The sequence below is a fragment of the Streptomyces sp. MMS24-W38 genome (assembly GCF_059889265.1).
Genome location: NZ_JCBCPP010000001.1, coordinates 5833615 through 5855503, shown reverse-complemented (window position 1 = coordinate 5855503; position 21889 = coordinate 5833615). Strand labels below are relative to the sequence as shown.

Here is a 21889-nt window from a genome sequence, read left to right as displayed (position 1 = left end):
GTACGGGCGCCGTTTCGTCAACGAACGCCCGTACCGGAGTCCTTGTGGCTCAGCCTCGTCGATTCAGCCCCGGGCTGTCCGGCGGATCACGCCGGCGACGCGGATGACGCGGTCTCAGCCCACGCCGGCGTTCAGGAAGATGCCGCCGTCGACCACCAGCGTCTGGCCGGTGACCCAGTCCGCCTGGTCCGAGGTGAGGAACGCGGCGGCGCCGCCGATGTCGGAGGGCACGCCGAGCCGGCCCAGCGGGTAGGCCGCGGCGGCCTCCTCCTCCCTGCCCTCGTACAGTGCCTGGGCGAACTTGGTCTTCACCACGGCCGGGGCGATCGCGTTGACCCGCACCCCGGGCGCGAACTCGTGGGCCAGCTGCGCGGTCAGGTTGATCAGTGCCGCCTTGCTGACGCCGTAAGCGGCGATGAAGGGCGAGGGAGCGATGCCCGCGACGGAGGCGATGTTGACGATCGCTCCGCCGTGGTCCTTCTGCCAGGCGTGCCAGGTGCGCTGGGCGAAGCCGAGCGCCGAGATCACATTGGTCTCGAAGACCTTGCGCGCCACGTTCAGGTCGAGGTCGGCGATCGGCCCGAACACCGGGTTGGTGCCGGCGTTGTTGACGAGGTAGTCGATCCGGCCGAAGGCCTCCATCGTCCGCTCGACGGCGATGGCCTGGTGCGCTTCGTCGTGCGCCTTTCCGGCCACGCCGATGACCCGGTCGGCGCCCAGCTGCTCGACGGCCTCCTTGAGGGTGTCCTCGCTGCGGCCGGTGATGCAGACGCGGTCGCCGCGTGCGACCAGCGCCTCGGCGACGCCGCGACCGATGCCGCGGCTGGCGCCGGTGACCAGGGCGACCTTGCCCGAGAGTTCCACTGAAGTCATGTCACGTATTCCCTAGTCGAGCGGTCCGCCGGCCACGTACAGCACCTGGCCCGAGACGAATCCTGCGGCCTCGCCGGTGAAGAAGGCGATGGCGTTGGCGATGTCCTCCGGCTCGCCGACGCGGGCGACCGGGATCTGGGTGGCGGCGGCGGCCTTGAAGTCGTCGAAGCCCATGCCGACGCGCTCGGCGGTGGCCTTGGTCATCTCGGTGGCGATGAAGCCGGGGGCGACGGCGTTGGCCGTGACACCGAACTTGCCGAGCTCCTTGGCGAGGGTCTTGGTGAATCCCTGCAGACCCGCCTTGGCGGCGGAGTAGTTGACCTGGCCGCGGTTGCCGAGCGCGGAGGAGGAGGACAGGTTGACGATGCGGCCGAAGCCGGCGTCCACCATGTGCTTCTGGCAGGCCTTCGACATCAGGAAAGCGCCCCGCAGGTGCACGTTCATGACGGTGTCCCAGTCGGCGACGCTCATCTTGAACAGCAGGTTGTCGCGCAGCACACCCGCGTTGTTGACCAGGATGGTCGGCGCGCCGAGTTCCCCGGCGATGCGTGCGACGGCGGCCTCGACCTGCGCCTCGTCCGAGACGTCGCAGCCGACCGCGAGAGCCTTGCCACCGGCGGCGGTGATCTTCTCGACGGTGTCCTTGCACGCACCCTCGTCGAGGTCGATCACGGCGACCGCGTGGCCCTCGGCGGCCAGCCGTACGGCGGTGGCGGCGCCGATACCGCGCGCGGCACCGGTGACGACCGCGACCCGCTGCTGCTCAATGGTGGACATTGCTGCTTCTCCTCGCCCTTGGGATGCGGCTCCTGCGGCCCGCCCCGTCAGTGAGCGACCGCTTAGTACCGTCAGCAGACGTGACGCTAGAAGCCCTGGCACCCGGTGTCAACGGCACATCCTGCTGTGTGATCCATTCCCCGGGGCCGCCACCCCCGAGCGGACTGTGCCCCGGTCGGCGCCGTCCCGCCCCGGGGCCCCGCCCGGACCCGCCCCGCGGCCCCGCCCGTGCCACCCGATCGGCCTATGGCTGCACGTCCCGGTGCGGGGGCTCTCCTGCGACCTGCCCGGCGGATCAGGTCGCAGGAAATCGGCGGTGCCCATCGGCGCAGGTGAGCGTGGGCTGATGCGTCCAGCCGCACGGCGGAGAAGGGCGTCGACGCGGGGCGTCGATGAGCGACCGACAACACCGCGGACGAACGTGCCGGCCCACCGCGTCTGCGGGTTGATCCGTCGGACAGGCCCTAGCGTCGAAGCGCGAGCCACTCACGGCCGGAGTAACCACTCGCGGCCGGAAAGGAGGCGCTCCATGCGCCGTCGCACCGGTGCTCTCGGCATACTGATCGCGCTCGCCGCGACCGTGCCGTCGACCCACACCGCTCACGCACAGGATCTGAACTGCCGGGACTTCACCTACCAGGAGGAGGCGCAGGCCCTGTTCAACCTGGACCGGAGCGATCCCAACGGACTCGACGAGGAGCAGGGCCCGGACGACGACATCGCCTGCGAGGCGCTTCCCCGCCGGGGCGCCCCCGTCACTTCCTCCACCAGCTCTCCCCGACCCGCGCCCACCACCGCGACTCCCGTCGCGGCCCCCACCAGCCCCGTGACGCCCACGATCCCCGCGGTGACGCCTCCGGCTCCCACTGCTCCCGCCTCGGTCGCGCCCACGCGGGGTGTGGAAGGCGGGTTGGGCGGCTCCTCGGACACCGGGCCGAGCGACTGGGACATCAAAATCGGCCTGGCGTTCGCGGCGGGTGCCGCCGCCGCGGCCGGCTACGTGGTGAGGCGCCGTCGGCGCTGACCCCCGGACCGGCCCCCACCACAAGGGTGTTGCCGGTTCAGCGCACGAGCAGGTCGAGCAGCCGCTCCACCTCGGCCACGGGATCGGCGGTGAGCCCGGTGTGCACGGGCCCGGGCTGGACGACGGTGGAGCGGGGCGCGACCAGCCAGCGGAAGCGCCGCCCGGCGTCGTCACCGGCGGCCTGGCCCGCCGCCTCCCCACCGGCGCACACTCCCTCGACGGCACGCAGCGCGGCCCGTACACCGGCCAGGTCCACGTGCGGGTCGAGGGCCAGCAGCCGGGCCGCGTCGAGATGGGTGCGTGCCCCGACGAACGCCTCGTGACGGCAGTACACGAGTACCCCCGCGTTGACGCACTCGCCGCGCTCGACGCGCGGTACGACCCGCAGCAGCGCGTATTCGAAGACGTGCCGGTCGCTCACTCGTCCTCCCCGAGGCCGTGGACGCACTGGTGGACGGTGGCCGCGCGGGCGAGCAGGGGCCGTGCGTAGGCCCGCCGGAGCTCGTCCGGGGTGTCGAATCCCGGCTCGTCCACCAGCCATACGTCGGGAATCTGTGCGGTGACCTCGCCGAGCAGGTCCTCGGTGACGCGGGGCGCGAGGTCCGCCGCCGCGGCGGCCACATCCGGCGCGAAGGTCTTCAGGGCGTGGTCGGAGGCATCGTAGGGGCGGGCGGCGGACGCTTCGACGCCGGGCCAGTTGTGGTGCCAGATCATGGTGGCGCCGTGGTCGATCAGCCAGAGCTCGCCGTGCCGGCTCAGCAGGTTGGGGTTGCGCCAGGACCGGTCGACGTTGTTCACCAGCGCGTCGAACCAGACGACCCGCCCGGCCTCTTCGGGGCTCACTTCGAAGGCGAGCGGGTCGAAGCCGAGCGCGCCGGAGAGGAAGTCCATGCCCAGATTGGTGCCCCCGCTGGACTTGAGGAGTTCCTGAACCTGTTCGTCGGGCTCACCCAGCCCCAGCACCGGGGCGAGTTCGACCGTCACCAGGCGCGGTACCCGGAACCCCAGTCGGCGGGCGAGTTCCCCGCAGACGACCTCTGCGACCAGGGTCTTGCGCCCCTGACCCGCACCGGTGAATTTGAGGACGTAGGTGCCGAGGTCGTCGGCCTCGACCAGTCCCGGCAGCGAGCCGCCCTCGCGCAGGGGCGTGATGTAGCGGGTGGCGGTGACCTCGGTCAGCATTTCGCCAGGCTACGCGATCCCTTGACCTTGCAATCCACGACCTCCCCAAGATCCTCGTGCTCCGGGGAGTTTCGGCCGGCGCGGGCGGCGCTCGTCTCCGTGCGGCAGTGCATCGCGTCACGCCGACAGCGAAACGACGGCTGTGCCTTACGCCCCTCCGACCGGGCGCGGGTCAAGCTCTCTGCACGGCCTGAACGACGTGGGCCCGCTGACCGTACCTCTTGCCAGATCACGCAACCTCCCCGGAAGGGACACACCCGCATGACCAGCGCATCGCATCAGCTCGCATCGGGGCCTGCCCGTCGTACCGTCGTGGCGGCGGCCGGAGCGGCGGGCCTCGTCGCCGCGCTGACCGCCTGCGGAGGCTCCGACGACGCCTCCGACTCGTCCGCGGGCTCCGGCGCGTCCAGCAGCCCGCAGGACAACAACGAGACGAGCAGCGGAGGTTCGGGCGGCGGCAACGCGGCCGGGGCCGAGCTCGCCGCGGTCGCCGACATCCCCGAGGGTGGCGGGAAGGTCTTCGCCGACAGCAAGGTGGTGGTGACCCAGCCGACGGCGGGCGAGTTCAAGGCCTTCTCGGCGACCTGCACCCACCAGGGGTGTGCGGTGAAGAGCGTCGCCGACGGAGTCATCAACTGCCCTTGCCACAACAGTAACTTCTCTATCACCGACGGCAGTGTGCAGGGCGGCCCGGCGACCGCGCCGCTGCCGTCCGTGGAGATCACCGTCAGCGGGGACTCGATCAGGCTCGCGTGAGCCTGGTCCATGTGAGAAAAGAGGGACCGCATGACCGCCACGCAGCGCCGGGGCCGGAAGATCATGATGACGCCGGGCGAACTGGACGACTTCCTCACCGTTCAGCGCACCTGTCGGGTCGCCACGGTGTCGGCCGACGGCGCGCCGCATGTGAGCACGCTCTGGTTCGCCTGGGACGGCGCCTCACTGTGGCTGTACTCCGTGGTGCGCTCCAAGCGCTGGGCCGACCTGCGCCGGGACCCGCGGGTGGCGATCGTGGTGGACACCGGCGAGGAGTACGACGAACTGCGCGGTGCGGAGCTGTCCGGGCGGATGGAGTTCGTGGGCGAGATACCGCGCACCGGCGAACTCCGCGCCGAACTCGACGTCCCCGAGACCCTGTTCGCGCGCAAGAACTTCGGCCTGGACGAGATGCCGCACGACGGCCGGCACGCCTGGATGCGGCTGACCCCGGAGAAGATCGTGTCCTGGGACTTCCGCAAACTGGGCGCTCGCCAGGTGGGCTGAACTGAGGGGTCGTCCGTACGAGAGGTCCTATACGTACGTCCTGGACTCCGGCGTGTCCGGTCCGATCGCCGCGGTGACCGCCTTGCTCAGGGGGCCGATCTCGTCCCCCGTGAGCGTCGACACGGTGATGCGGATGCCCGGTGGTGAGCTCATCCGGAAGCGGGCGCCGGGGGCCACCGCCCAGCCCGCGTGCAGCAGCCGTGCGACGGCGCCGGTCTCGTCCGGCACCGGCACCCACACGTTCATACCGCTGCGCCCGTGCGCCGTGACCCCCTGCCGGGCCAACGCCTCGATCAGGGCGTCCCGGCGCCGCCCGTACTCCGCAGCCACCACGCCCGGGTCCACCGCGCTGCCGGTCCACAACCGAAGCACCGCGCGCTGGACGGTACGGCTGACCCAGCCCGGCCCGAGCCGCTGCCGCCCGCGCACCCGGTCTAGGGTGACCGCGTCCCCGGTGAGCACGGCGAGCCGTAGGTCGGGGCCGTACGCCTTGGCCGCCGAACGCACGAAGGCCCAGCTACGGGTGGGGCCGGCGAGGGGGTGCAGGGGCAGGTCGACGATGTGGTGCCCGTGGTCGTCCTCGATCAGCAGCGTCTCCGGGTGGTCCGCGAGCACCGCCCGCAGGGCACGCGCGCGCGTTGCGCTCAGTGCGGCCCCGGTCGGATTCTGCGCCCGGTCCGTCACGATCAGCGCACGCGCCCCGCCCGCCAGCGCACGCCGTACGTCATCGGGGAGCGGCCCCTCGTCGTCGACACCGACCGGGACGGTCCGCAGCCCGAGCGCCGGGACGAGGTCCAGCACGCTTCCCCATCCCGGGTCCTCCACGGCGACCGCGTCCCCCTGCTTGAGGTGGGCCGCGAGCACCCGCTCCACGGCGTCCAGGGCACCGGAGGCGACGGCGACGGGACCGTCGGGAACGCCGTCGGCGTCCAGCCAGGCGCGTGCGTGCCGCGCCAGTCCGGGCTCCACGGGAGCGTGCCCGTAGAGCACCGGCTCCCGGTCCCCCTGCCCGGCCGCGGCGGCGAACGCCTCGGCCAGCGGGGGCAGCAGCGCGGGATCCGGGTTGCCGTCGGACACGTCCCGTACGCCCGGCGGCACCTCCACCCGGATGAAGTCGCGCGCCGTCGTGGCCGGTTTGGACCGCACCCGGCTCCCCCGTCGGCCCGCGGTCTCGATCACCCCGCGCTCGCGCAGGGTCCGGTACGCGGACGCGACGGTATTGGGATTCACACCGAGCCGTTCCGCCAACTCCCGCATCGGGGGCAGAAGTTCACCCGGTCTGAGGTCCCCTTCACCCACCGCGCGCTCAATGCTCGCCGCAATCTCCGCTGCGCGCCGCCCGCTGATCCGATACTCTCCTAGCACAAAATCAATTATGCACTAGTGCAATGGAGAACGCCATGCAGGGGACCCGGCCGCCGCAGCAGCCCGCCACCAGCTACCCGCCCACCGAGCGCACCGTCCCCACCCGCTCCCCCCACCGCGCCGCGTACGACAAGGAGCTGGTGCACGCGATACTCGACGAGGGGTACGTCTGCCACCTCGGTTTCGTCCGCGACGGCGCGCCGGTGGTGCTGCCCACGCTGTACGCCCGGGTCGGCGAGCGGCTCTACGTGCACGGTTCGACGGGCTCGCGCCCGCTGCGCGCGGTGGGCGGGGCCGAGTCCGGCCTCCCGGTCTGTCTGACCGTCACCCATGTGGACGGGCTGGTGCTGGCCCGCTCCGCCTTCCACCACTCGCTCAACTACCGCTCCGTGGTGGTGCACGGCCTCGCGCACGACGTGACCGACCCCGAGGAGAAGCGGCGGTCGCTGGACGCCCTGGTCGATCAGGTCGTCCCCGGCCGTGCCGCCGACTCCCGCCCGGCCGACAAGAAGGAGCTGGCCGCCACCGCGGTGATCCGTCTCGACCTGACCGAGGTCTCCGCCAAGCTCCGCACCGGCGGCGTCAACGACGAGCCGGAGGACCTCGCTCTCCCCCACTGGGCGGGCATCGTCCCCCTGAGTCGCGGCTACGGCACCCCGCTCGCCGACCCCGGTCTGGCCCCCGGCACGGAGCTGCCGGAGTATCTGGCGGCCCTGTGACCCGGCGCCGCCCCGGGCGGCCGCGCCGCACGGGGACCCGGGGCCCTCGCCGTCACGCCGGTACCGCGTCGTCCTCCGTCCTGCGGGCCCGGGCGAGCCGTGCCTCGCCCACCGCGAGCCCCGCGACCGCGCCCAGCATCAGCAGGGTGCCGACCAGCGTGGCCCGGGTGAGCCGCTCCCCGAGCAGGGCGACGGCGAGCACCGCCGCGCTCACCGGCTCCAGCAGCATGATCACGGACACGGTGGCCGACCGTACGACGGCCGCGCCCGCGAAGTACAGGCCGTAGGCGAGAGCGGTCGGGACCGCTGCGACGTACGCCACGAGGCACAGCAGCAGACCGGGGTCGCCCGTGTGCGGGACCAGCCCTTCGACCGCGGCGAACGGCAGCAGCAGCACACTCGTGACGGCGAACGCCCCGACCGTCGCGCCGGAGGCGTCCAACCCGCCGTCCCGCCCCCACCAGCGGGTGAGCAGCGTCATCGCGGAGTAGCCCGCCGCGGCCAGGAGCGCGAGCAGCACGCCCCACGGGTCCACGACCGCCTCCCCGCCCCCGAGGACGAGGACGACGAGCCCGGCGAGCGCCCCGGCGACGGCGGCGCTCCCACCCCGGCCGAGCCGCTCCCCCAGGAGCAGCCGTGCGCCGAGCGCCATCAGAACGGGTCCCGCGCCGAGGGTGACGACGGTGGCCACGGCGAGTCCGGTGGCGGCGACGGCGGCGAAGTAGGCCGTCTGGAACACGCCGAGCGCGACCCCGGTGGCCACGGCCCGCCGCACCCTGCGGCCCAGGGGCCCGGGCACGTTCCGGGTGCGCGGGAGCAGCACCCGGGCCCCGAGCAGCAGTACGAGTCCGGCCGCACAGCGCCAGAAGGAGAGGGCGACCGGGCCCATGTCACTGGCCCGGTAGACCAGCGACGCGGCAGCGCCGGCGGTGCCCCAGGCGACACCGGCCACGATCAGATAGAGCAGGCCTCGCCCGACGGGCAGGCCGGATACGGCGTTCGACACGTGTTCTCTCCGCAGATGCACACAGATACGCGCGGGTACGCGCCCCTCAAGGCGGTGCGCGCACTACGCGAAAGGAAGGAAGGAAGCCCCGGATCAGGCCCGGGTCGAGCCGGGTCGACGGGGTCCGCGGACTGCGTCTGCGGGCAGCACCGCAAGGCCCGGCGGCGCGCCGGGCGAAGGGAGCTGTGGACCCGCCTCAGGCGGCGGGAGGCGGAAGAACGAGTGCGCGCGCATGCATGATCAGCACCTTAGGCGGCAGTTCCGGGCGTGGACAACTCCCTTTCGGGTCCTCCGCTCGCCACCGGCCCCTCGGAGTTCCTGGCCGGCGCTGAGGACTGGGCGATGAACGCGCCCGCCAGCACCACCGCGCCGCCCACGAGCTGCGGCGCCGACAGGTGTTCGCCGAGGAGAACCCAGGCCAGCACGGTGGCGATGACCGCTTCTAGGCAGGCCACGACCCCCGCGACCTGCGGCGAGAGCCGCCGCACCGAGAGCACTCCGGTGCCGTACGCGACGACCGTGGCGACGAGGACGATCCAGGCCAGCAGCACGAAGGCCGCGACCGGGGTGCCGTCCATGCTCGCGTTGCCATCGAGCACCGACCAGTCCATGGACCACGGACGGGCGACGAGGGTGAGTACGGCGGCGCCGACGAGCAGACCGTAGGCGATCACCCCGAGCGGGTCCGGCGCCCGGTCGCCGTGGTCGCTGCCCTGGTCGGACAGGACGAAGTACCCGACCTGACAGCAGGCGGCGCCGAGCGCGAGCGCCAATCCGAGGACGTCGAAACCGAGGCCCGACCACACCTCCACGACGCAGGCCAGTCCGCCCACCGCCAGGACCACACCGACCGCCGCCGCCCTGGTCACCGGCCGCCGCTGGACGAACCGCACCCAGCCGAGGACGAGCGCGGGCGCGAGATACTCGACGAGCAGTGCGACGCCGACGGGGATACGGGAGATGGCCGCGAAGTAGCAGGCCTGGACGCCGGCGACGGCGAACAGTCCGAACCCCGCGAGCAGCGCCGGATGGCTGCGCAGCAGCCCCCGGTGGCGCACCGCCAGCGGCAGCAGGACCAGGGCCGCGCCCGTCACCCGCAGCCAGACGACGTGCAGCGGGTCCAGTCCCGCCTCGATCAGCGGCTTGGCGGCGACACCGGATCCGCCGAAGGCCACCGCGGACAACAACGCGAGGCCGAGCCCCACGCCTTTCCCACGGGTGCCCAGGGTGTTCCGGGTGCTGACAGAGGTAGACACCGGCACATGATGTCAGGCGTCGACAGGAGCGTCACCCCCATGGCTCCTGTCTCACTTGCTGGACGGCGGCTCCCTCCGTTTTCAGTGAGCCGGGTCGCCGGTCCACGTCTCGAGCCGGGCGAGCAGGGCGCGGGAGTCGATCCGGCGCGCTCGAGCACCTCGACGGCACGGGCCTGCGGGTCCACGATGATCGCCGCGAGCAGGTCCACGCCACGCGGCGGTCCCCTCGCGGTGTGCCGCACGTTCGCGGGCGTACGCCATGCGGGCCGCGGCGAGCGGCGAGAAACCGGCGGCCTCCGTCACCACCGGGACCACGTCGGAGTCCTCGACGGCGCTCTGCCAGCGCAGGCCGTAGCCGATGCTGCGCTGGACCAGACAGCCGAGCAGCCGGGCGGTCCGCGGGCCCTCACCGAAGACCGCGCGCACCTCGGCATCGGACTCCAGCAGCGAGTGCAGCAGATGGACGGTGTCGATCTGCCGGTCCGCGTCCCTGAGCGCCCTGCGGCGGGCACCGGCGACCACCGCCGCCGGCTCCGCACCGAGTCCGGCACCGTGGTCCGCGCGGCGAACACCCCGCTCCTGGGCCTCGTGGGCCGGCTGCCGGGGAATACGGGATTGCACATCCTTCACCCCATCAGCCCCGCAGGTCCGGGGCATCCCCGGCGGGGAGCATCTTCCTGTCCCACGGGAAGCGGACACGCCGGGCCTGACTCTCCTCCTCGAGAAGGAGAATCAGGCTGTTTTCCTCAGGTTCCCTCAGTTTTCCTCAGGGCCGCGCACCCGCCTCAGTCGTCGTCGGCGAGGATCAGGTACAGCTTCTTGCGGGCTTCGTTGATGACGGCGAGCGCCTTCTCCCGCTGCTCCTTGCTGCCGGTCTTCCAGACCTGTCCGAAGGCCTCCATCAGACCGAACCCGGCCTGCCGGATCTCGCTCAGCGCCTCCCAGTCGACCCCGCGCGAGGCCTCTTCCCAAGGTGCCTCCGGACCCTCCTCGGCCGCCGTGCGACCGGTGTCGGTGAGCGCGAACAGCTTCTTGCCGCCCTCGGACTGGCTGATGATCAGCCCCTCGTCCTCCAACAGCTGCAGGTTGGGGTACACCGAGCCGGGGCTGGGCTTCCACGCCCCGCCACTGCGCTCGGCGATCTCCTGGATCATCTCGTAGCCGTGCATCGGGCGATCCTTCAGCAGGGCGAGGATCGAGGCCCGCACGTCACCGCGCCGTGCCCTTCCCCTCGGCCCGCCACGCCCTCGGCCACCACCCCAGGGGCCGTGCCCGAAACCCGGGCCGAAGCCGGGGCCACCGTGACCACCGGGCCCCGAGGGACCGAAGGGCCCGAACGCGGCCCGCAGCCGCTCGAAGTCGCTCCGGACGCCCCGCGGGCCGCCCTGGCCGTGCTCGCAACCATGGGTACGCATCGCAACCACTCTCCATTCCATCGTTGATCTGTCGCGATACCTCAACGATATATCGGCTAGCGTCGCTGGACAAGCCCTCGGCTGCCCGTTGCCGGGCAGAGAGACCCGTACGGCCGGTCCAACGCGCCTGAATTGGCCTTGGCCTGCGACTTTGCTCGGCCCGTACCGTCAGGGCATGCGCATCCGAATCGTCGACGCCTTCACCGACCGGCCCTTCTCCGGCAATCCCGCCGGGGTCCTGCTCCTGGACACGGAGGCGTTCCCGGACGACACCTGGCTCCAGAACGTCGCCCTGGAGGTCAACCACGCCGAAACCGCCTTCGCGCACCCGCTGCCCGCGGGCGGCACGGCCGACTGGGCACTGCGCTGGTTCACCCCCGCCACCGAGGTCGCGATGTGCGGCCACGCGACCCTGGCCACCGCACACGTCCTGCACACCACCGGCACCCACGAGGGGTCCGTCCGGTTCGCCACCCTCAGCGGTGTCCTCGTCGCGACGCCGGCCGAGGACGGCTCCGTGACCCTCGACTTCCCCACGGCGCCGCTCACCCGGCTCGACATCCCCGAGGGGGTCGCCGACGCACTGGGCACCGAACCGCTCACGGCATTCGACACCGGCCCGAACGTCGGAGACCTGCTGGTCGAAGTCGCCGACGAGCGGACCGTCCACGCCCTGCGGCCCGATCTGAAGGCCCTCGGTGCCCACTCCGAGCGCGGCGTCATCGCCACCGCCCGCGCAGCGGACCCGACCGGGGACTACGACTTCGTCTCCCGCTGCTTCTTCCCGAACGTCGGCATCGACGAGGACCCCGTCACCGGCAGCGCCCACACCGCGCTGGCCCCCTACTGGTCCGAACGTCTCGGGCGTCCCGGCCTCACCGGCCTCCAGGCCTCACCCCGTTCCGGCCGCGTCCGTACGGAGCTGCGCGGCGAGCGCACCTTGCTGGGCGGACGGGCGGTGACGGTCATCGAGGGCGAGTTCCTGGCCTGACCGGGCGCCGGAACGGCGAAGGGGCGTACCGGCACGGCCGGTACGCCCCTTCCCGGTCTCCGGGTCGTTCAGGCCGTGGGCAGCCAGCCCACCTTGCCCGCGAGCAGCGCGTACCCCACGAACGCACCGATGTCGAGCAGCGTGTGCGCGACCACCAGGGGCCCCACCCGGCCCCAGCGGCGGTAGAGGTACACGAACACCACGCCCATGACCATGTTGCCGATGAAACCGCCGATGCCCTGGTAGAGGTGATACGAACCGCGCAGCACCGAACTCGCCGCCATCGCGGCGCCCGGTGTCCAGCCCAACTGCTCGAGCCGCCGCAGCAGGTACGCGAGGACGATGACCTCCTCGAGGATCGAGTTCTGCAGTGCCGAGAGGATCAGCACGGGGAACTTCCACCACACCTCGGGCAGCGCCTCGGGCACCACGGTGAGGTTGAAGCCGCACTCGCGCGCGGCCAGGTAGAAGGCGATGCCGCTGCTGCCGATGACCGCCGCGACCGCCGTCCCTCGGCCGAGATCGGACCAGGGCCGGGTGCGGTCGAACCCGAGGACGCGCAGTCCCGCGCCTTCGCGCAGCAGGAAGTGGGCGACGAGCGCGACGGGAACGAGCGCGGTGGTGATCCCGAAGAGCTGCCAGGCCAGGTCGAGCCAGGGACGGCCCGGTGCGGCCGAGGCGTTGAGGGTGGCCGCCTGGTCCTTCAGGCCGCCCGGCCGGGTGACCGAACCGATGAAACTGATCAGCGCGGACACTCCGCTCGCGCCGAGCGACACCGCGAGCACGAGCAGCGTCTCGTTGCGGAGCATCGTCCGCGTGAGCCGCCGCTGAGGATACTCATCGGCCAGCGGGCCCGCCTCCGCCTGCACAGCTGCCTCCACATCACCGATCCGTCCGATCAGTATGAGGGCAGCGTCCGACGGCCCGACGGGCGGTCCTCGGTGGTCCCGCCCCGGTGTCAGGTCGCAGGTACCGGGTCCGGGAGGCCGACGGGCCAGGTGTGGACCGGATCGCCCTTCAGCATCAGCTCGCGGTAGCGCCGGGTGGTGGCGGCCAGCGCCGCTTCCCGGGTCAGGCCGCCGTCCAGGGCCCGGTGGAAGGTCGCGGCCTGCCAGCTCGCGCCGTTCTGCCGGCGCCGGCAGCGCTCCTCGATCACTCCCAGGTACAGGTCCCGGTCCGCGGGCTCGATGCCCCACGCGTCCAGTCCCGCCTCGGCCAGCGGCAGCAGCTCGTCGCGTACGAGGGTGACCGCGTCCACTTCGGCCGTACCGCCGTAGCGCCCGCGCCGGGGCCAGGTGAGGCGGGCTTCGATGCCGTGCCTGCAGGCGGCGTCGAAGTTGGCGGCGGCGGCGTCGAAGGGCAGCCGGGTCCACACCGGGCGGCTGTCCTCCGCGAGGGCGCGGACCAGGCCGTAGTAGAACGCCGCGTTGGCGACGACGTCGACGACGGTGGGCCCGGCGGGCAGGACCCGGTTCTCCACCCGCAGGTGGGGGACTCCGTCGGCGACGCCGTAGACCGGACGGTTCCAGCGGTAGACCGTGCCGTTGTGCAGGACGAGTTCGGCGAGCGTGGGGGTGCCGTCCTTGTCCAGCACGTCGAGCGGGTCCTCGTCGTCGCAGATGGGCAGGAGAGCCGGGTAGTAGCGCAGATTCTCCTCGAAGAGGTCGAACGCCGAGGTGACCCAGCGCTCCCCGAACCAGGTGCGCGGCCGTACGCCCTGTGCCTGCAGCTCGGGCGGCCGGGTGTCGGTGGACTGCTGGAACAGCGGTGGCCGGGACTCGCGCCACAGCTCGCGGCCGAACAGGAAGGGCGAGTTGGCGCCGACGGCGATCTGGGCGGCGGCGACCGCCTGGGCCGCGTTCCACACGTCGGCGAAGCGGGCCGGAGTGACCTGGAGGTGCAGCTGCACCGAGGTGCAGGCGGCCTCGGGCGCGATGGACTTGGAGGTGCAGCTGAGGCGTTCCACCCCGTCGATGTCGAGGCTGAAGTCCTCCCCGCGGGCGGCCACGATCTGCTCGTTGAGCAGGGTGTAGCGGTCGACTTCGGAGAGATTCGAGGAGACGAGGTCGTCGCGGTCCAGCGTCGGCAGAATACCGATCATCACGATCTCGGCGTCCACCTCGGCGGCTTTCCGGTCGGCGTACGCGAGCGAGGTGCGCAGTTCCTCGGCGAGCCGGTCGAATACCCGCCCGTCCAAACGATGTGGAGCTATGTTGACTTCCAGGTTGAACATGGCGAGCTCTGTCTGGAAGTCCCGGCTCGCGATCCGTTCGAGGACTTGTCCGTTCAACATTTTGGGCATGCCGTCGGCGCCCGTGAGATTCAATTCGATCTCCAGCCCCACGAGGTTCTTGGGGCGGTCGAACCGCTTCTCCGCCAGGAGTCGCTCCAAGCCCGTCAGGCACCTGCGGAGTTTGTCGCGGTAGCGCTGGCGATCGGACAGGTCGAACCCGCCTGCCACCACCTTCTCCCCCATCGAAGCGTCCCTCCTCGGCTGGGCGGTCCGATGATCGGCCGCCGGGGTCCCGGTCCACAGGGGAGGATGCCCCGTGGATGCGATCGATAACGCCCCGAACCGGTCTGTCGACCACTACGCTGGTCGAATGTGACCACTGGCACATTCACGCGGCATGGCCGGCGTGGCACGTAACAACGCGACGACTGACTCGTGAAAAACGCCGACGAAAATAGGCCTACCGCTTAACGACCGTTTATCGAGGTCATCGCTGTGCACCCGGTTCGGAATCGGGATGATTCCCCCGCTTCATCGACCAGAAGCACCCTTGTTCAACGGGTCGAAAACAGCTAGCGGAAACACAGCCCGAAAACGCGTCGTATAAACTCCGTGGACAGGGCAGAAGGTTGGCGCCCACGGTCGAGTGATCCAGCCTCGAGGTGACGTGCGGCAGTCCTCACCCCCACCTCTCGCGCTCAGCCCCCGGCCCCTGCCTTCCGACCCTTCGTGAGCTGACAGCGTCGTCCGCCCCGCCCTCGTGCCACCGTGCCTTCGAATGAGAGGCGACCCACCATGCCCCTGCATGTTCCCCCGGCCCCCGCGCCCGCACTGCGTTCCGTCCTGACCGCGCTCTCCTCCCCCACCGCGGTCAGCGAGGCCCGAACCCCCTCCCTCCTCGGTGCCCAGGGACCGGTCTCGCCCGAACTGCCGCTGCCCGTGCATGTCCTGGACCGGATCACCGCCGAGGGCGTGTCCGCGACGCGACTGGCCGGCTGGCGCTTCCTGATCCGCTGCGGCGACCGGGCAGTGGCCGCGGCCGACACCGTACTCACCCCCGACGGCTGGACCTTCTCCCGCTTCTTCGAGGGCCCGTACATCGCCTCCACCGAACTGGCCCTGCGCCAGGCCGAGTCCCTGCCACAGCCGTACCAGCCCCGGCTGTTGTCGGTGCCCGGCCTCTACATGCTGACCCTCTGGCTGCACGGCGACCGCACCGCGGACGGCGCCACCGGCCACCCCGCCGCCACCGACCTGCTCGTCCCGCTCGCCCCCGCGCCGCCCGGCATCGCGGCCCACCGCCCGCACCTGGTCGCGGAACTCCTCCCGGTGCTGACCCACCGGGTGACGCCCAACCGCCTGCTCGGCTCACCCGCCTGACCGACGCGCGTCACGCGCGCGTCCCGCCCCGCCGCTCCCGCACGACCGTCCCCGTGCCCCGCCGCCCGGTCCCCGCGGCGGGGCACGCGCGTGCTCCGAGCCCCCGGCCCGAGCGGCCTCGAGCATTCCGAACCCTCGGACTAGCCTCATCCGGCCATGCGGAACCACCCGAAGTGACAGTGCAGTTGAGGTGAACCGTCCGCGCGGGTGACGCGTCATCGACCTGTGAGGGGCGGTGCCGCCAAATCCCTGCGGATCGCCGTCCGGAGGGCAACACTTGTTTCCGACCGACCTATGACAACGGGGGGCGGCCATGAACGAGGTTTCACGCCGCGCAACAGAGACAACAGCCAACCCACAGGTCACAACAGAGCGAAAGATCCCATCCATGTGCCAGCATCCGTCACCGTGCCCCTCAGCCGAATCCGCCGACCGGGAGTCCGCCCGTCTCGTGGCGCACCACCCGGAGCAGGGCTGGAGCCTGCTGTGCAACGGTGTCGTGCTCTTCGAGGACACCGGTGAACTCCTGCCCGACGGCAGGAGCATCGCCCCGCAGCGTCCCGGGGGCACCGCGGTGATGACCACCGCCTGAGCTCCACCGGGCGGATCCGTGCCCGTCCGCGGAGCGAGAACCTCGCCCGCATGGAGCCGGGCACGGGCCTGGTCGTACGGGGGCGAGCAGGGCGGTTCCTGCACAGCGCCTCTGAGCCCCGCCGGCACCCACCGAGGACGGCGGTCTCACGTCACATCCGCTGGTGGCCCCGCCCGGCTCCGCTCGCCGCCTATCGTGATCGGCATGCAGTCCTACACGATCGGCCAGGCAGCACGGCTGCTCGGCGTCAGCCCGGACACCGCCCGACGCTGGGCGGACGCGGGCCGGCTCACCACCCATCGCGACGAAGGCGGACGGCGGCTCATCGACGGGCGGGACCTGGCCGCGTTCTCCGTCGATCTCGCGAAGGCCGGCGCCACCGAGGAGGGCACGCCGTACACCTCGGCCCGCAACGCCTTCCCCGGCATCGTCACCGCGATCAAACTCGGCGACGTGGCGGCCCAGGTCGAGATCCAGGCAGGACCGCACCGCCTGGTCTCGCTGCTGACCCGCGAGGCAGTCGAGGAGCTCGGACTGGAGGTCGGCGTGGAGGCCACCGCCCGCGTGAAGTCGACAAACGTCCATATCGACCGTGTCTGACGGAAGCGGTACGCGGAAGGGCTCTGCTTCGGCCGTACGGCCGAAGCAGAGCCCTTCCGCTCCTCGGTCCCGGTGACCGGGCCCTCCGCGTCAGTCGTCGTACGCGTCCAGCGGCGGGCAGGAGCACACCAGGTTGCGGTCGCCGAAGGCCTGGTCGACACGGCGCACCGGCGGCCAGTACTTGTCGGCCGCGCTCACACCGGTCGGGAAGACGGCCTCCTCACGGCTGTACGGGTGCTTCCACTCCGTACCGAGCGCGGCGGCGGTGTGCGGGGCGTTGCGCAGCGGGTTGTCGTCCGCGGGCCACTCGCCGGAACCGACCTTCTCGATCTCCGCGCGAATCGCGATCATCGTCTCGCAGAACCGGTCGAGTTCGGCCAGGTCCTCGGACTCGGTCGGCTCGATCATCAGCGTTCCCGCCACCGGGAACGACATCGTCGGCGCGTGGAAGCCGTAGTCGATCAGCCGCTTGGCCACGTCGTCCACGCTCACGCCGGTCGCCTTGGTCAGCGGGCGCAGGTCGATGATGCACTCGTGCGCGACCAGTCCGCCGGGGCCGGTGTAGAGCACCGGGTAGTGCGGCTCGAGACGCTTGGCGATGTAGTTGGCGCTGAGCACCGCCACCTGGGTGGCCCGCTTGAGCCCCTCGCCGCCCATGAGCCGGACGTACGCCCACGAGATGGGCAGGATGCCCGCGGAACCCCACGGGGCGGCCGAGACCGGCCCGATCCCCGTCTCCGGCCCGGCCCCGGGCTGGAGCGGGTGGTTCGGCAGGTACGGCGCCAGGTGCGACCGCACCCCGACCGGGCCGACGCCGGGACCGCCGCCGCCGTGCGGGATGCAGAAGGTCTTGTGCAGGTTCAGGTGCGAGACGTCGCCGCCGAAGTGTCCGGGCTTGGCCAGCCCGACCAGCGCGTTGAGGTTCGCGCCGTCCACGTACACCTGGCCGCCGGCCTCGTGCACCGCCGCGCAGATGTCGGCGACGTGCTCCTCGAACACACCGTGCGTCGACGGGTAGGTGATCATCAGCACCGACAGCTCGTCGCGGTACCGCTCGATCTTCGCCCGCAGGTCGTCGATGTCGACCTCGCCGTCCTCGGCGGTCTTCACGACGACGACCTTCATCCCGGCCATGACGGCGCTGGCGGCGTTGGTGCCGTGCGCGGAGGACGGGATGAGGCAGACGGTGCGCTGCTCGTCGCCGTTGGCCCGGTGGTAGCCGCGCACGGCGAGCAGCCCGGCCAGTTCGCCCTGGGAACCCGCGTTGGGCTGGAGGCTCACCTTGTCGTAGCCGGTGACCTCGGCGAGACGCTCCTCCAGTTCGTGGATGAGCGTGAGGTAGCCCTGGGCCTGCTCGGCCGGCGCGAAGGGGTGCAGCTGCCCGAACTCGGGCCAGGTGATCGGCTCCATCTCCGTGGTCGCGTTGAGCTTCATGGTGCAGGAGCCCAGCGGAATCATCCCGCGGTCCAGCGCGTAGTCACGGTCGGCGAGCCGGCGCAGGTAGCGCAGCATCGCGGTCTCGGAGCGGTGCTGGTGGAAGACGGGGTGCGTCAGGTACTCGTCGGTGCGCAGCAGGGCGTCCGGCAGGGTGTCGGGCGCTGCCGCGTCCAGCGCTGCGATGTCGGCCTCGACCCCGAAGGCGTCCCACACGGCGGCGAGCCGGGCCCGTGTGGTGGTCTCGTCGCAGGCGATCGAGACGTGGTCGGCGTCGACGAGGAGCAGGTTGACGCCGTTGTCCCGCGCGGCGGCGACGACCTCGGCACCCCGCCCCGGGACCCGCACGGTCAGCGTGTCGAAGTAGGAGCCGTGGACGATCTCCACGCCGCCGGCCCGGAGTCCTTCGGCGAGGACGGTCGCGTAACGGTGGGTGCGCCACGCGATGGTCCGCAGTCCTTCGGGACCGTGGTAGACGGCGTACATCCCGGCCATCACGGCGAGCAGCACCTGAGCGGTACAGATGTTGCTGGTGGCCTTCTCACGGCGGATGTGCTGCTCACGGGTCTGGAGCGCGAGCCGGTAGGCCTGGTGGCCGTCCGCGTCGACGGAGACACCGACGAGCCGTCCGGGCAGGCTGCGCGCCATCTTCTCGTGCACGGCCATGTATCCGGCGTGCGGCCCGCCGAAGCCCATGGGCACACCGAAGCGCTGTGTCGTGCCGACCGCGATGTCCGCGCCGAGTTCGCCGGGCGACGTCAGCAGCGTGAGGGCGAGCAGGTCGGCGGCGACAGTGACCAGCGCGCCCAGCTCGTGCGCCCGGTCGATCACCGGCTTGATGTCGCGTACGGCTCCGGAGGCGCCCGGGTACTGGATCAGCACGCCGTTGATCCCGCGCTCGGCGATCTCGGCGGGGATGCCCTCGCTCAGGTCGGCGACGACGACCTCGACACCGGTCGGCTCGGCACGGGTCTCGATCACGGCGATCGTCTGCGGCAGTGCGTCCGCGTCGACCAGGAACAGACCGTTCTTGTTCTTGCCCATGCGCCGCGACAGCGCCATCGCCTCGGCGGCGGCCGTGCCCTCGTCGAGCAGTGAGGCCCCGGATGTCGGCAGGCCGGTCAGTTCGGCGACCATGGTCTGGAAGTTCAGCAGTGCCTCGAGCCGCCCCTGTGAGATCTCCGGCTGGTACGGCGTGTAGGCCGTGTACCAGGCGGGGTTCTCCATCACGTTGCGCAGGATGACGGGGGGCGTGAAGGTCCCGTAGTACCCGAGCCCGATCATGGAGCCGAGCACCTCGTTGCGGTCGGCCAGCGACCGGAGCTCGGCCAGCACCTCGGGCTCGGTCCGGGCGCCCGGCAGGTCGAGCGTGTCGGCGTTCTTGATCACATCCGGGACCGCCGCGGCCGTCAGCTCGTCGAGCGAGCCGTAGCCGACCTGCGCGAGCATTTTGGCGCGGGCCTCGTGGTCGGGGCCGATGTGACGCTGCTCGAAGGGCGTTCCCTGTTCGAGCTCGGAGAGGGGAATGCGGTGGGCGGTCATTGCGGAGGCCTCCTGGTCTGACGACCTTCGAGGGGCACCATGACGGGTGCCCGGACGGCCTCCCCCTCTGTCATCTCAACCTGAGAGCTTCACCGGACCGCCGCAGGGCGCCCGGCTTTCACCGTCGGTGAGAGCGGGAGCCGTCGACACCCGCCCTGCTTTCCAGAGTGACCTCGTCCATGCGGTACGTGGGCCTGAGAGTTTCCGGGGAGGATTTGCTCCTTCGGCGCCCTCCGATGGTGTCCGGAGGACTCTCCCGCACGGGGTCAGCAGCCGCTGTCAGCGTACCAGCGAGGGCAACCCCCGAACCTTCGAGTGGCCGCCGGACCAATTGTGCCGTTTCGTAGTGCTGACGAATGATTGCGGATTGCGACCAGTGGAGGGCCCGTGCAGACCGACATCGATCCGCGCAACCTGATCGGCCGCAAGGCGTTCGACCGCAACGGAACCCGGATCGGCACCGTCGACGAGGTCTATCTCGACGACGCCACCGGCGTACCCGAGTGGGCGGCGATACGCACCGGCCTGTTCAGCAGGGACGCCTTCGTCCCCCTGGAACCGAGCGAGCTGATCGACGGCAGCCTCCACATACCCTTCGAACGCGCCCTGATCAAGGACGCTCCCGACTTCGGCGTGGGCCGCCACCTCTCCCCGGAGCAGGAGCTCCAGCTCTACCACCACTACGGTCTGGACATCTCCGCGCCTCCCCCGCTTTCGGACCACGACTTCGGCAAACTCGCCGACCGCGACGACCGCCCGGCCTGACGGCCCCCGGAGCACGAGGCCCACTCACACCTGCGAGGGCCCCTGGCCCATGACACCGGGCCTCGCCCCCAAGCCGTCGCCCGTCTCCGCGCCCTCCCGCGGTCTCTCGCCCTCCCCGGGGCCTGGATCCACCAGTGGCAGCGGATCCGCCGGTTGCAGGGCCGGGTCGTCGGTGCGCAAGGTCTTCACCCGTCCCACCGCCGAGCCAGGCGTCTCGAACCGGACCGTGACCCGACCCAGGCCGCTGCCCTGTACCCACCCGTGCCCGTACTCGGTGTGCCGTACATCGTGCCCGGCCGGCCAGCGCCGCTCCGTGCTCGTCTGCTGCTCTTCCTCCGTGGGTGCGGCCACCTGGTCCTCCTCGCCCGGCGACTCCTCCCCCCGGCCCCCCGCCGCCTGCGCGAACAAGTCCTCCTGCGTGTAGTCCGCGAGTCCGCTGACTCCCACGCCCAGCAGCCGTACTCCGCCTGTCGTGTCGACCGATTCCAGCAGCCGTGCCGCCGTCTCACGCACCACCGCCGGATCGTCCGTGGGCCCCCGCAGCGTCTCGGACCGGGTGAGCGTCGAGAAGTCGTAGCGCCGCACCTTCAGCACGATGGTCCGTCCCGCCAGCCCCGCTCCCCGCAGCCTGCGCACACAGCGATCGGCGAGCCGCCGCACCTCCGTACCGACCCGCACCCGGTCGTGAATGTCCACGTCATACGTGTCCTCGACCGACACCGACTTCGTTTCCCGATCGGCCACCACGGGCCGTTCGTCCCGTGCCAGGGCCATGGCGTACAGCGCGTGTCCGTGTGCCTTGCCGAGCAACCGCACCAGCTCGTCCTCCCCGGCCTCGGCGAGCTCGTCGACCGTGTGGATCCCTGCCCTGCGCAGGTGGTCACCGGTGGCGGGCCCCACTCCCGGCAGCGTCCGGACCGGGAGCGGCGCCAGCAGGGACCGCTCCCTTCCCGGCTCGATGAGCACCAGCCCGTCGGGCTTCGCCTGCTCCGAGGCGATCTTCGCCAGCATCTTGGAGGCGGCGAGCCCGACGGACCCGGTGAGACCGGTGACCTCCCGTATGTCCGCGCGCAGTTTCACCCCGGCCAGCCGGGCCGACCGCTCGTCCCAGGCCGCCCCGCCGGCCTCCAGGTCCACGAACGCCTCGTCCAGGCTCAATGGCTCCACCAGCGGCGACAGCGCCCGCAGCAGCCCCATCACCTGGTCGCTGATCGACCGGTAGAACGCGAAGCGCGGCACGAGATACGCCGCGTTCGGCGCGAGCCGCCGCGCCTGCGCCATGGGCAGCGCGGAACGCACGCCGAGGATCCGGGCCTCGTACGAGGCGGTGGCGACCACTCCACGCGGCCCGAGCCCGCCCACGACCACGGCTTTTCCTCGTAGGCTCGGCTTGGACGCCTGCTCCACCGAGGCGAAGAAGGCATCCATGTCGAGATGCAGGATGGTAGGCGCGGATCTCACATCTCCGATGC

21 protein-coding genes, 1 pseudogene and 1 riboswitch are annotated in these 21889 nt (G+C 71.5%); of the genes and pseudogenes, 9 read left to right on the top strand and 13 right to left on the bottom strand.

Annotated features, from left to right (window positions below; genetic code table 11):
* Positions 1-114 precede the first annotated feature (114 nt).
* Complete coding sequence (locus tag AC6F7H_RS25620) at positions 115-873, bottom strand: SDR family oxidoreductase (RefSeq protein ID WP_500759316.1); 759 nt, start codon at positions 871-873, stop codon at positions 115-117.
* Between the two features lie 12 nt (positions 874-885).
* Positions 886-1650 carry a 3-oxoacyl-ACP reductase FabG gene (gene fabG, locus AC6F7H_RS25615; protein WP_109381079.1) on the bottom strand — a complete coding sequence of 255 codons (765 nt, stop codon included), beginning with the start codon at positions 1648-1650 and terminating at the stop codon, positions 886-888.
* A gap of 529 nt (positions 1651-2179) precedes the next feature.
* Here fabG and AC6F7H_RS25610 point away from each other — a divergent pair.
* Positions 2180-2674, top strand: a complete 495-nt coding sequence (locus tag AC6F7H_RS25610) for an excalibur calcium-binding protein (protein WP_500759315.1) — start codon at positions 2180-2182, stop codon at positions 2672-2674.
* 37 nt (positions 2675-2711) lie between these two features.
* On the opposite strand, the gene AC6F7H_RS25605 is transcribed toward AC6F7H_RS25610, so the two are convergent.
* Positions 2712-3095: a DUF3037 domain-containing protein gene (locus AC6F7H_RS25605; protein WP_500759314.1), complete on the bottom strand. Its 384-nt coding sequence runs from the start codon at positions 3093-3095 to the stop codon at positions 2712-2714.
* Entirely contained in the window at positions 3092-3856 is a 765-nt protein-coding gene (locus tag AC6F7H_RS25600) for a HipA family kinase (RefSeq protein WP_500759313.1), read from the bottom strand. The genes AC6F7H_RS25605 and AC6F7H_RS25600 overlap by 4 nt, the downstream gene beginning before the upstream one ends.
* A gap of 261 nt (positions 3857-4117) precedes the next feature.
* On the opposite strand from AC6F7H_RS25600, the gene AC6F7H_RS25595 reads away from it, so the two are divergent.
* Positions 4118-4612, top strand: a complete 495-nt coding sequence (locus AC6F7H_RS25595) for a Rieske (2Fe-2S) protein (protein ID WP_500759312.1) — start codon at positions 4118-4120, stop codon at positions 4610-4612.
* A 30-nt stretch (positions 4613-4642) separates the two neighbouring features.
* A complete protein-coding gene (locus tag AC6F7H_RS25590) occupies positions 4643-5119 on the top strand; it encodes a pyridoxamine 5'-phosphate oxidase family protein (RefSeq protein ID WP_500759310.1) in 477 nt (158 codons plus the stop codon).
* Between the two features lie 27 nt (positions 5120-5146).
* Here the strand turns inward: AC6F7H_RS25590 and AC6F7H_RS25585 are convergent, their stop codons facing one another.
* Positions 5147-6484 carry an aminotransferase class I/II-fold pyridoxal phosphate-dependent enzyme gene (locus AC6F7H_RS25585; RefSeq protein WP_500759308.1) on the bottom strand — a complete coding sequence of 446 codons (1338 nt, stop codon included), beginning with the start codon at positions 6482-6484 and terminating at the stop codon, positions 5147-5149.
* A 35-nt stretch (positions 6485-6519) separates the two neighbouring features.
* On the opposite strand from AC6F7H_RS25585, the gene AC6F7H_RS25580 reads away from it, so the two are divergent.
* A complete protein-coding gene (locus AC6F7H_RS25580) occupies positions 6520-7203 on the top strand; it encodes a pyridoxamine 5'-phosphate oxidase family protein (RefSeq protein WP_500762049.1) in 684 nt (227 codons plus the stop codon).
* A 52-nt stretch (positions 7204-7255) separates the two neighbouring features.
* Here the strand turns inward: AC6F7H_RS25580 and AC6F7H_RS25575 are convergent, their stop codons facing one another.
* From AC6F7H_RS25575 to AC6F7H_RS25560, 4 genes and pseudogenes are all read right to left on the bottom strand, one after another.
* Positions 7256-8209: a DMT family transporter gene (locus AC6F7H_RS25575; protein WP_500759306.1), complete on the bottom strand. Its 954-nt coding sequence runs from the start codon at positions 8207-8209 to the stop codon at positions 7256-7258.
* A 248-nt stretch (positions 8210-8457) separates the two neighbouring features.
* Positions 8458-9471 (bottom strand): EamA family transporter, encoded by a 1014-nt coding sequence (locus AC6F7H_RS25570; RefSeq protein ID WP_500759304.1) that lies wholly within the window; start codon positions 9469-9471, stop codon positions 8458-8460.
* 134 nt (positions 9472-9605) lie between these two features.
* Positions 9606-10086 (bottom strand): annotated as a pseudogene (locus AC6F7H_RS25565) (peptidase); the annotation flags it as partial.
* A gap of 164 nt (positions 10087-10250) precedes the next feature.
* On the bottom strand, positions 10251-10880 hold the full coding sequence (locus tag AC6F7H_RS25560) for a PadR family transcriptional regulator (RefSeq protein ID WP_500759303.1): 630 nt from the start codon (positions 10878-10880) through the stop codon (positions 10251-10253).
* 175 nt (positions 10881-11055) lie between these two features.
* Between AC6F7H_RS25560 and AC6F7H_RS25555 the strand changes: the two genes are divergently transcribed.
* A complete protein-coding gene (locus AC6F7H_RS25555) occupies positions 11056-11871 on the top strand; it encodes a PhzF family phenazine biosynthesis protein (protein ID WP_500759302.1) in 816 nt (271 codons plus the stop codon).
* Positions 11872-11939: 68 nt separating this feature from the next.
* Here the strand turns inward: AC6F7H_RS25555 and AC6F7H_RS25550 are convergent, their stop codons facing one another.
* Both AC6F7H_RS25550 and AC6F7H_RS25545 read right to left on the bottom strand, forming a co-directional pair.
* Complete coding sequence (locus AC6F7H_RS25550; RefSeq protein WP_500759300.1) at positions 11940-12740, bottom strand: CPBP family intramembrane glutamic endopeptidase; 801 nt, start codon at positions 12738-12740, stop codon at positions 11940-11942.
* A gap of 89 nt (positions 12741-12829) precedes the next feature.
* Positions 12830-14347 carry a glutamate-cysteine ligase family protein gene (locus AC6F7H_RS25545; RefSeq protein WP_500759298.1) on the bottom strand — a complete coding sequence of 506 codons (1518 nt, stop codon included), beginning with the start codon at positions 14345-14347 and terminating at the stop codon, positions 12830-12832.
* Positions 14348-14899: 552 nt separating this feature from the next.
* Here AC6F7H_RS25545 and AC6F7H_RS25540 point away from each other — a divergent pair.
* The 3 genes from AC6F7H_RS25540 (at position 14900) to AC6F7H_RS25530 (ending at position 16676) form a co-directional block, all read left to right on the top strand.
* Positions 14900-15484, top strand: coding sequence for a hypothetical protein (locus AC6F7H_RS25540; protein ID WP_500759296.1), 585 nt, complete (start codon positions 14900-14902; stop codon positions 15482-15484).
* Between the two features lie 388 nt (positions 15485-15872).
* On the top strand, positions 15873-16076 hold the full coding sequence (locus tag AC6F7H_RS25535; RefSeq protein WP_109383024.1) for a DUF5999 family protein: 204 nt from the start codon (positions 15873-15875) through the stop codon (positions 16074-16076).
* A 204-nt stretch (positions 16077-16280) separates the two neighbouring features.
* Positions 16281-16676: a TOBE domain-containing protein gene (locus AC6F7H_RS25530; protein WP_500759295.1), complete on the top strand. Its 396-nt coding sequence runs from the start codon at positions 16281-16283 to the stop codon at positions 16674-16676.
* Positions 16677-16766: 90 nt separating this feature from the next.
* Here the strand turns inward: AC6F7H_RS25530 and gcvP are convergent, their stop codons facing one another.
* Entirely contained in the window at positions 16767-19652 is a 2886-nt protein-coding gene (gene gcvP / locus AC6F7H_RS25525) for an aminomethyl-transferring glycine dehydrogenase (RefSeq protein ID WP_500759294.1), read from the bottom strand.
* Between the two features lie 172 nt (positions 19653-19824).
* Positions 19825-19921: riboswitch (glycine riboswitch) on the bottom strand.
* A gap of 118 nt (positions 19922-20039) precedes the next feature.
* On the opposite strand from gcvP, the gene AC6F7H_RS25520 reads away from it, so the two are divergent.
* Entirely contained in the window at positions 20040-20417 is a 378-nt protein-coding gene (locus tag AC6F7H_RS25520; protein WP_500759293.1) for a PRC-barrel domain-containing protein, read from the top strand.
* Positions 20418-20441: 24 nt separating this feature from the next.
* Here AC6F7H_RS25520 and AC6F7H_RS25515 read toward each other — a convergent pair whose 3' ends face one another.
* The gene (locus tag AC6F7H_RS25515; RefSeq protein ID WP_500759292.1) at positions 20442-21878 is read right to left on the bottom strand and encodes a DNA polymerase IV; all 1437 of its coding nucleotides are present in this window, start codon (positions 21876-21878) and stop codon (positions 20442-20444) included.
* Positions 21879-21889: the final 11 nt, after the last annotated feature.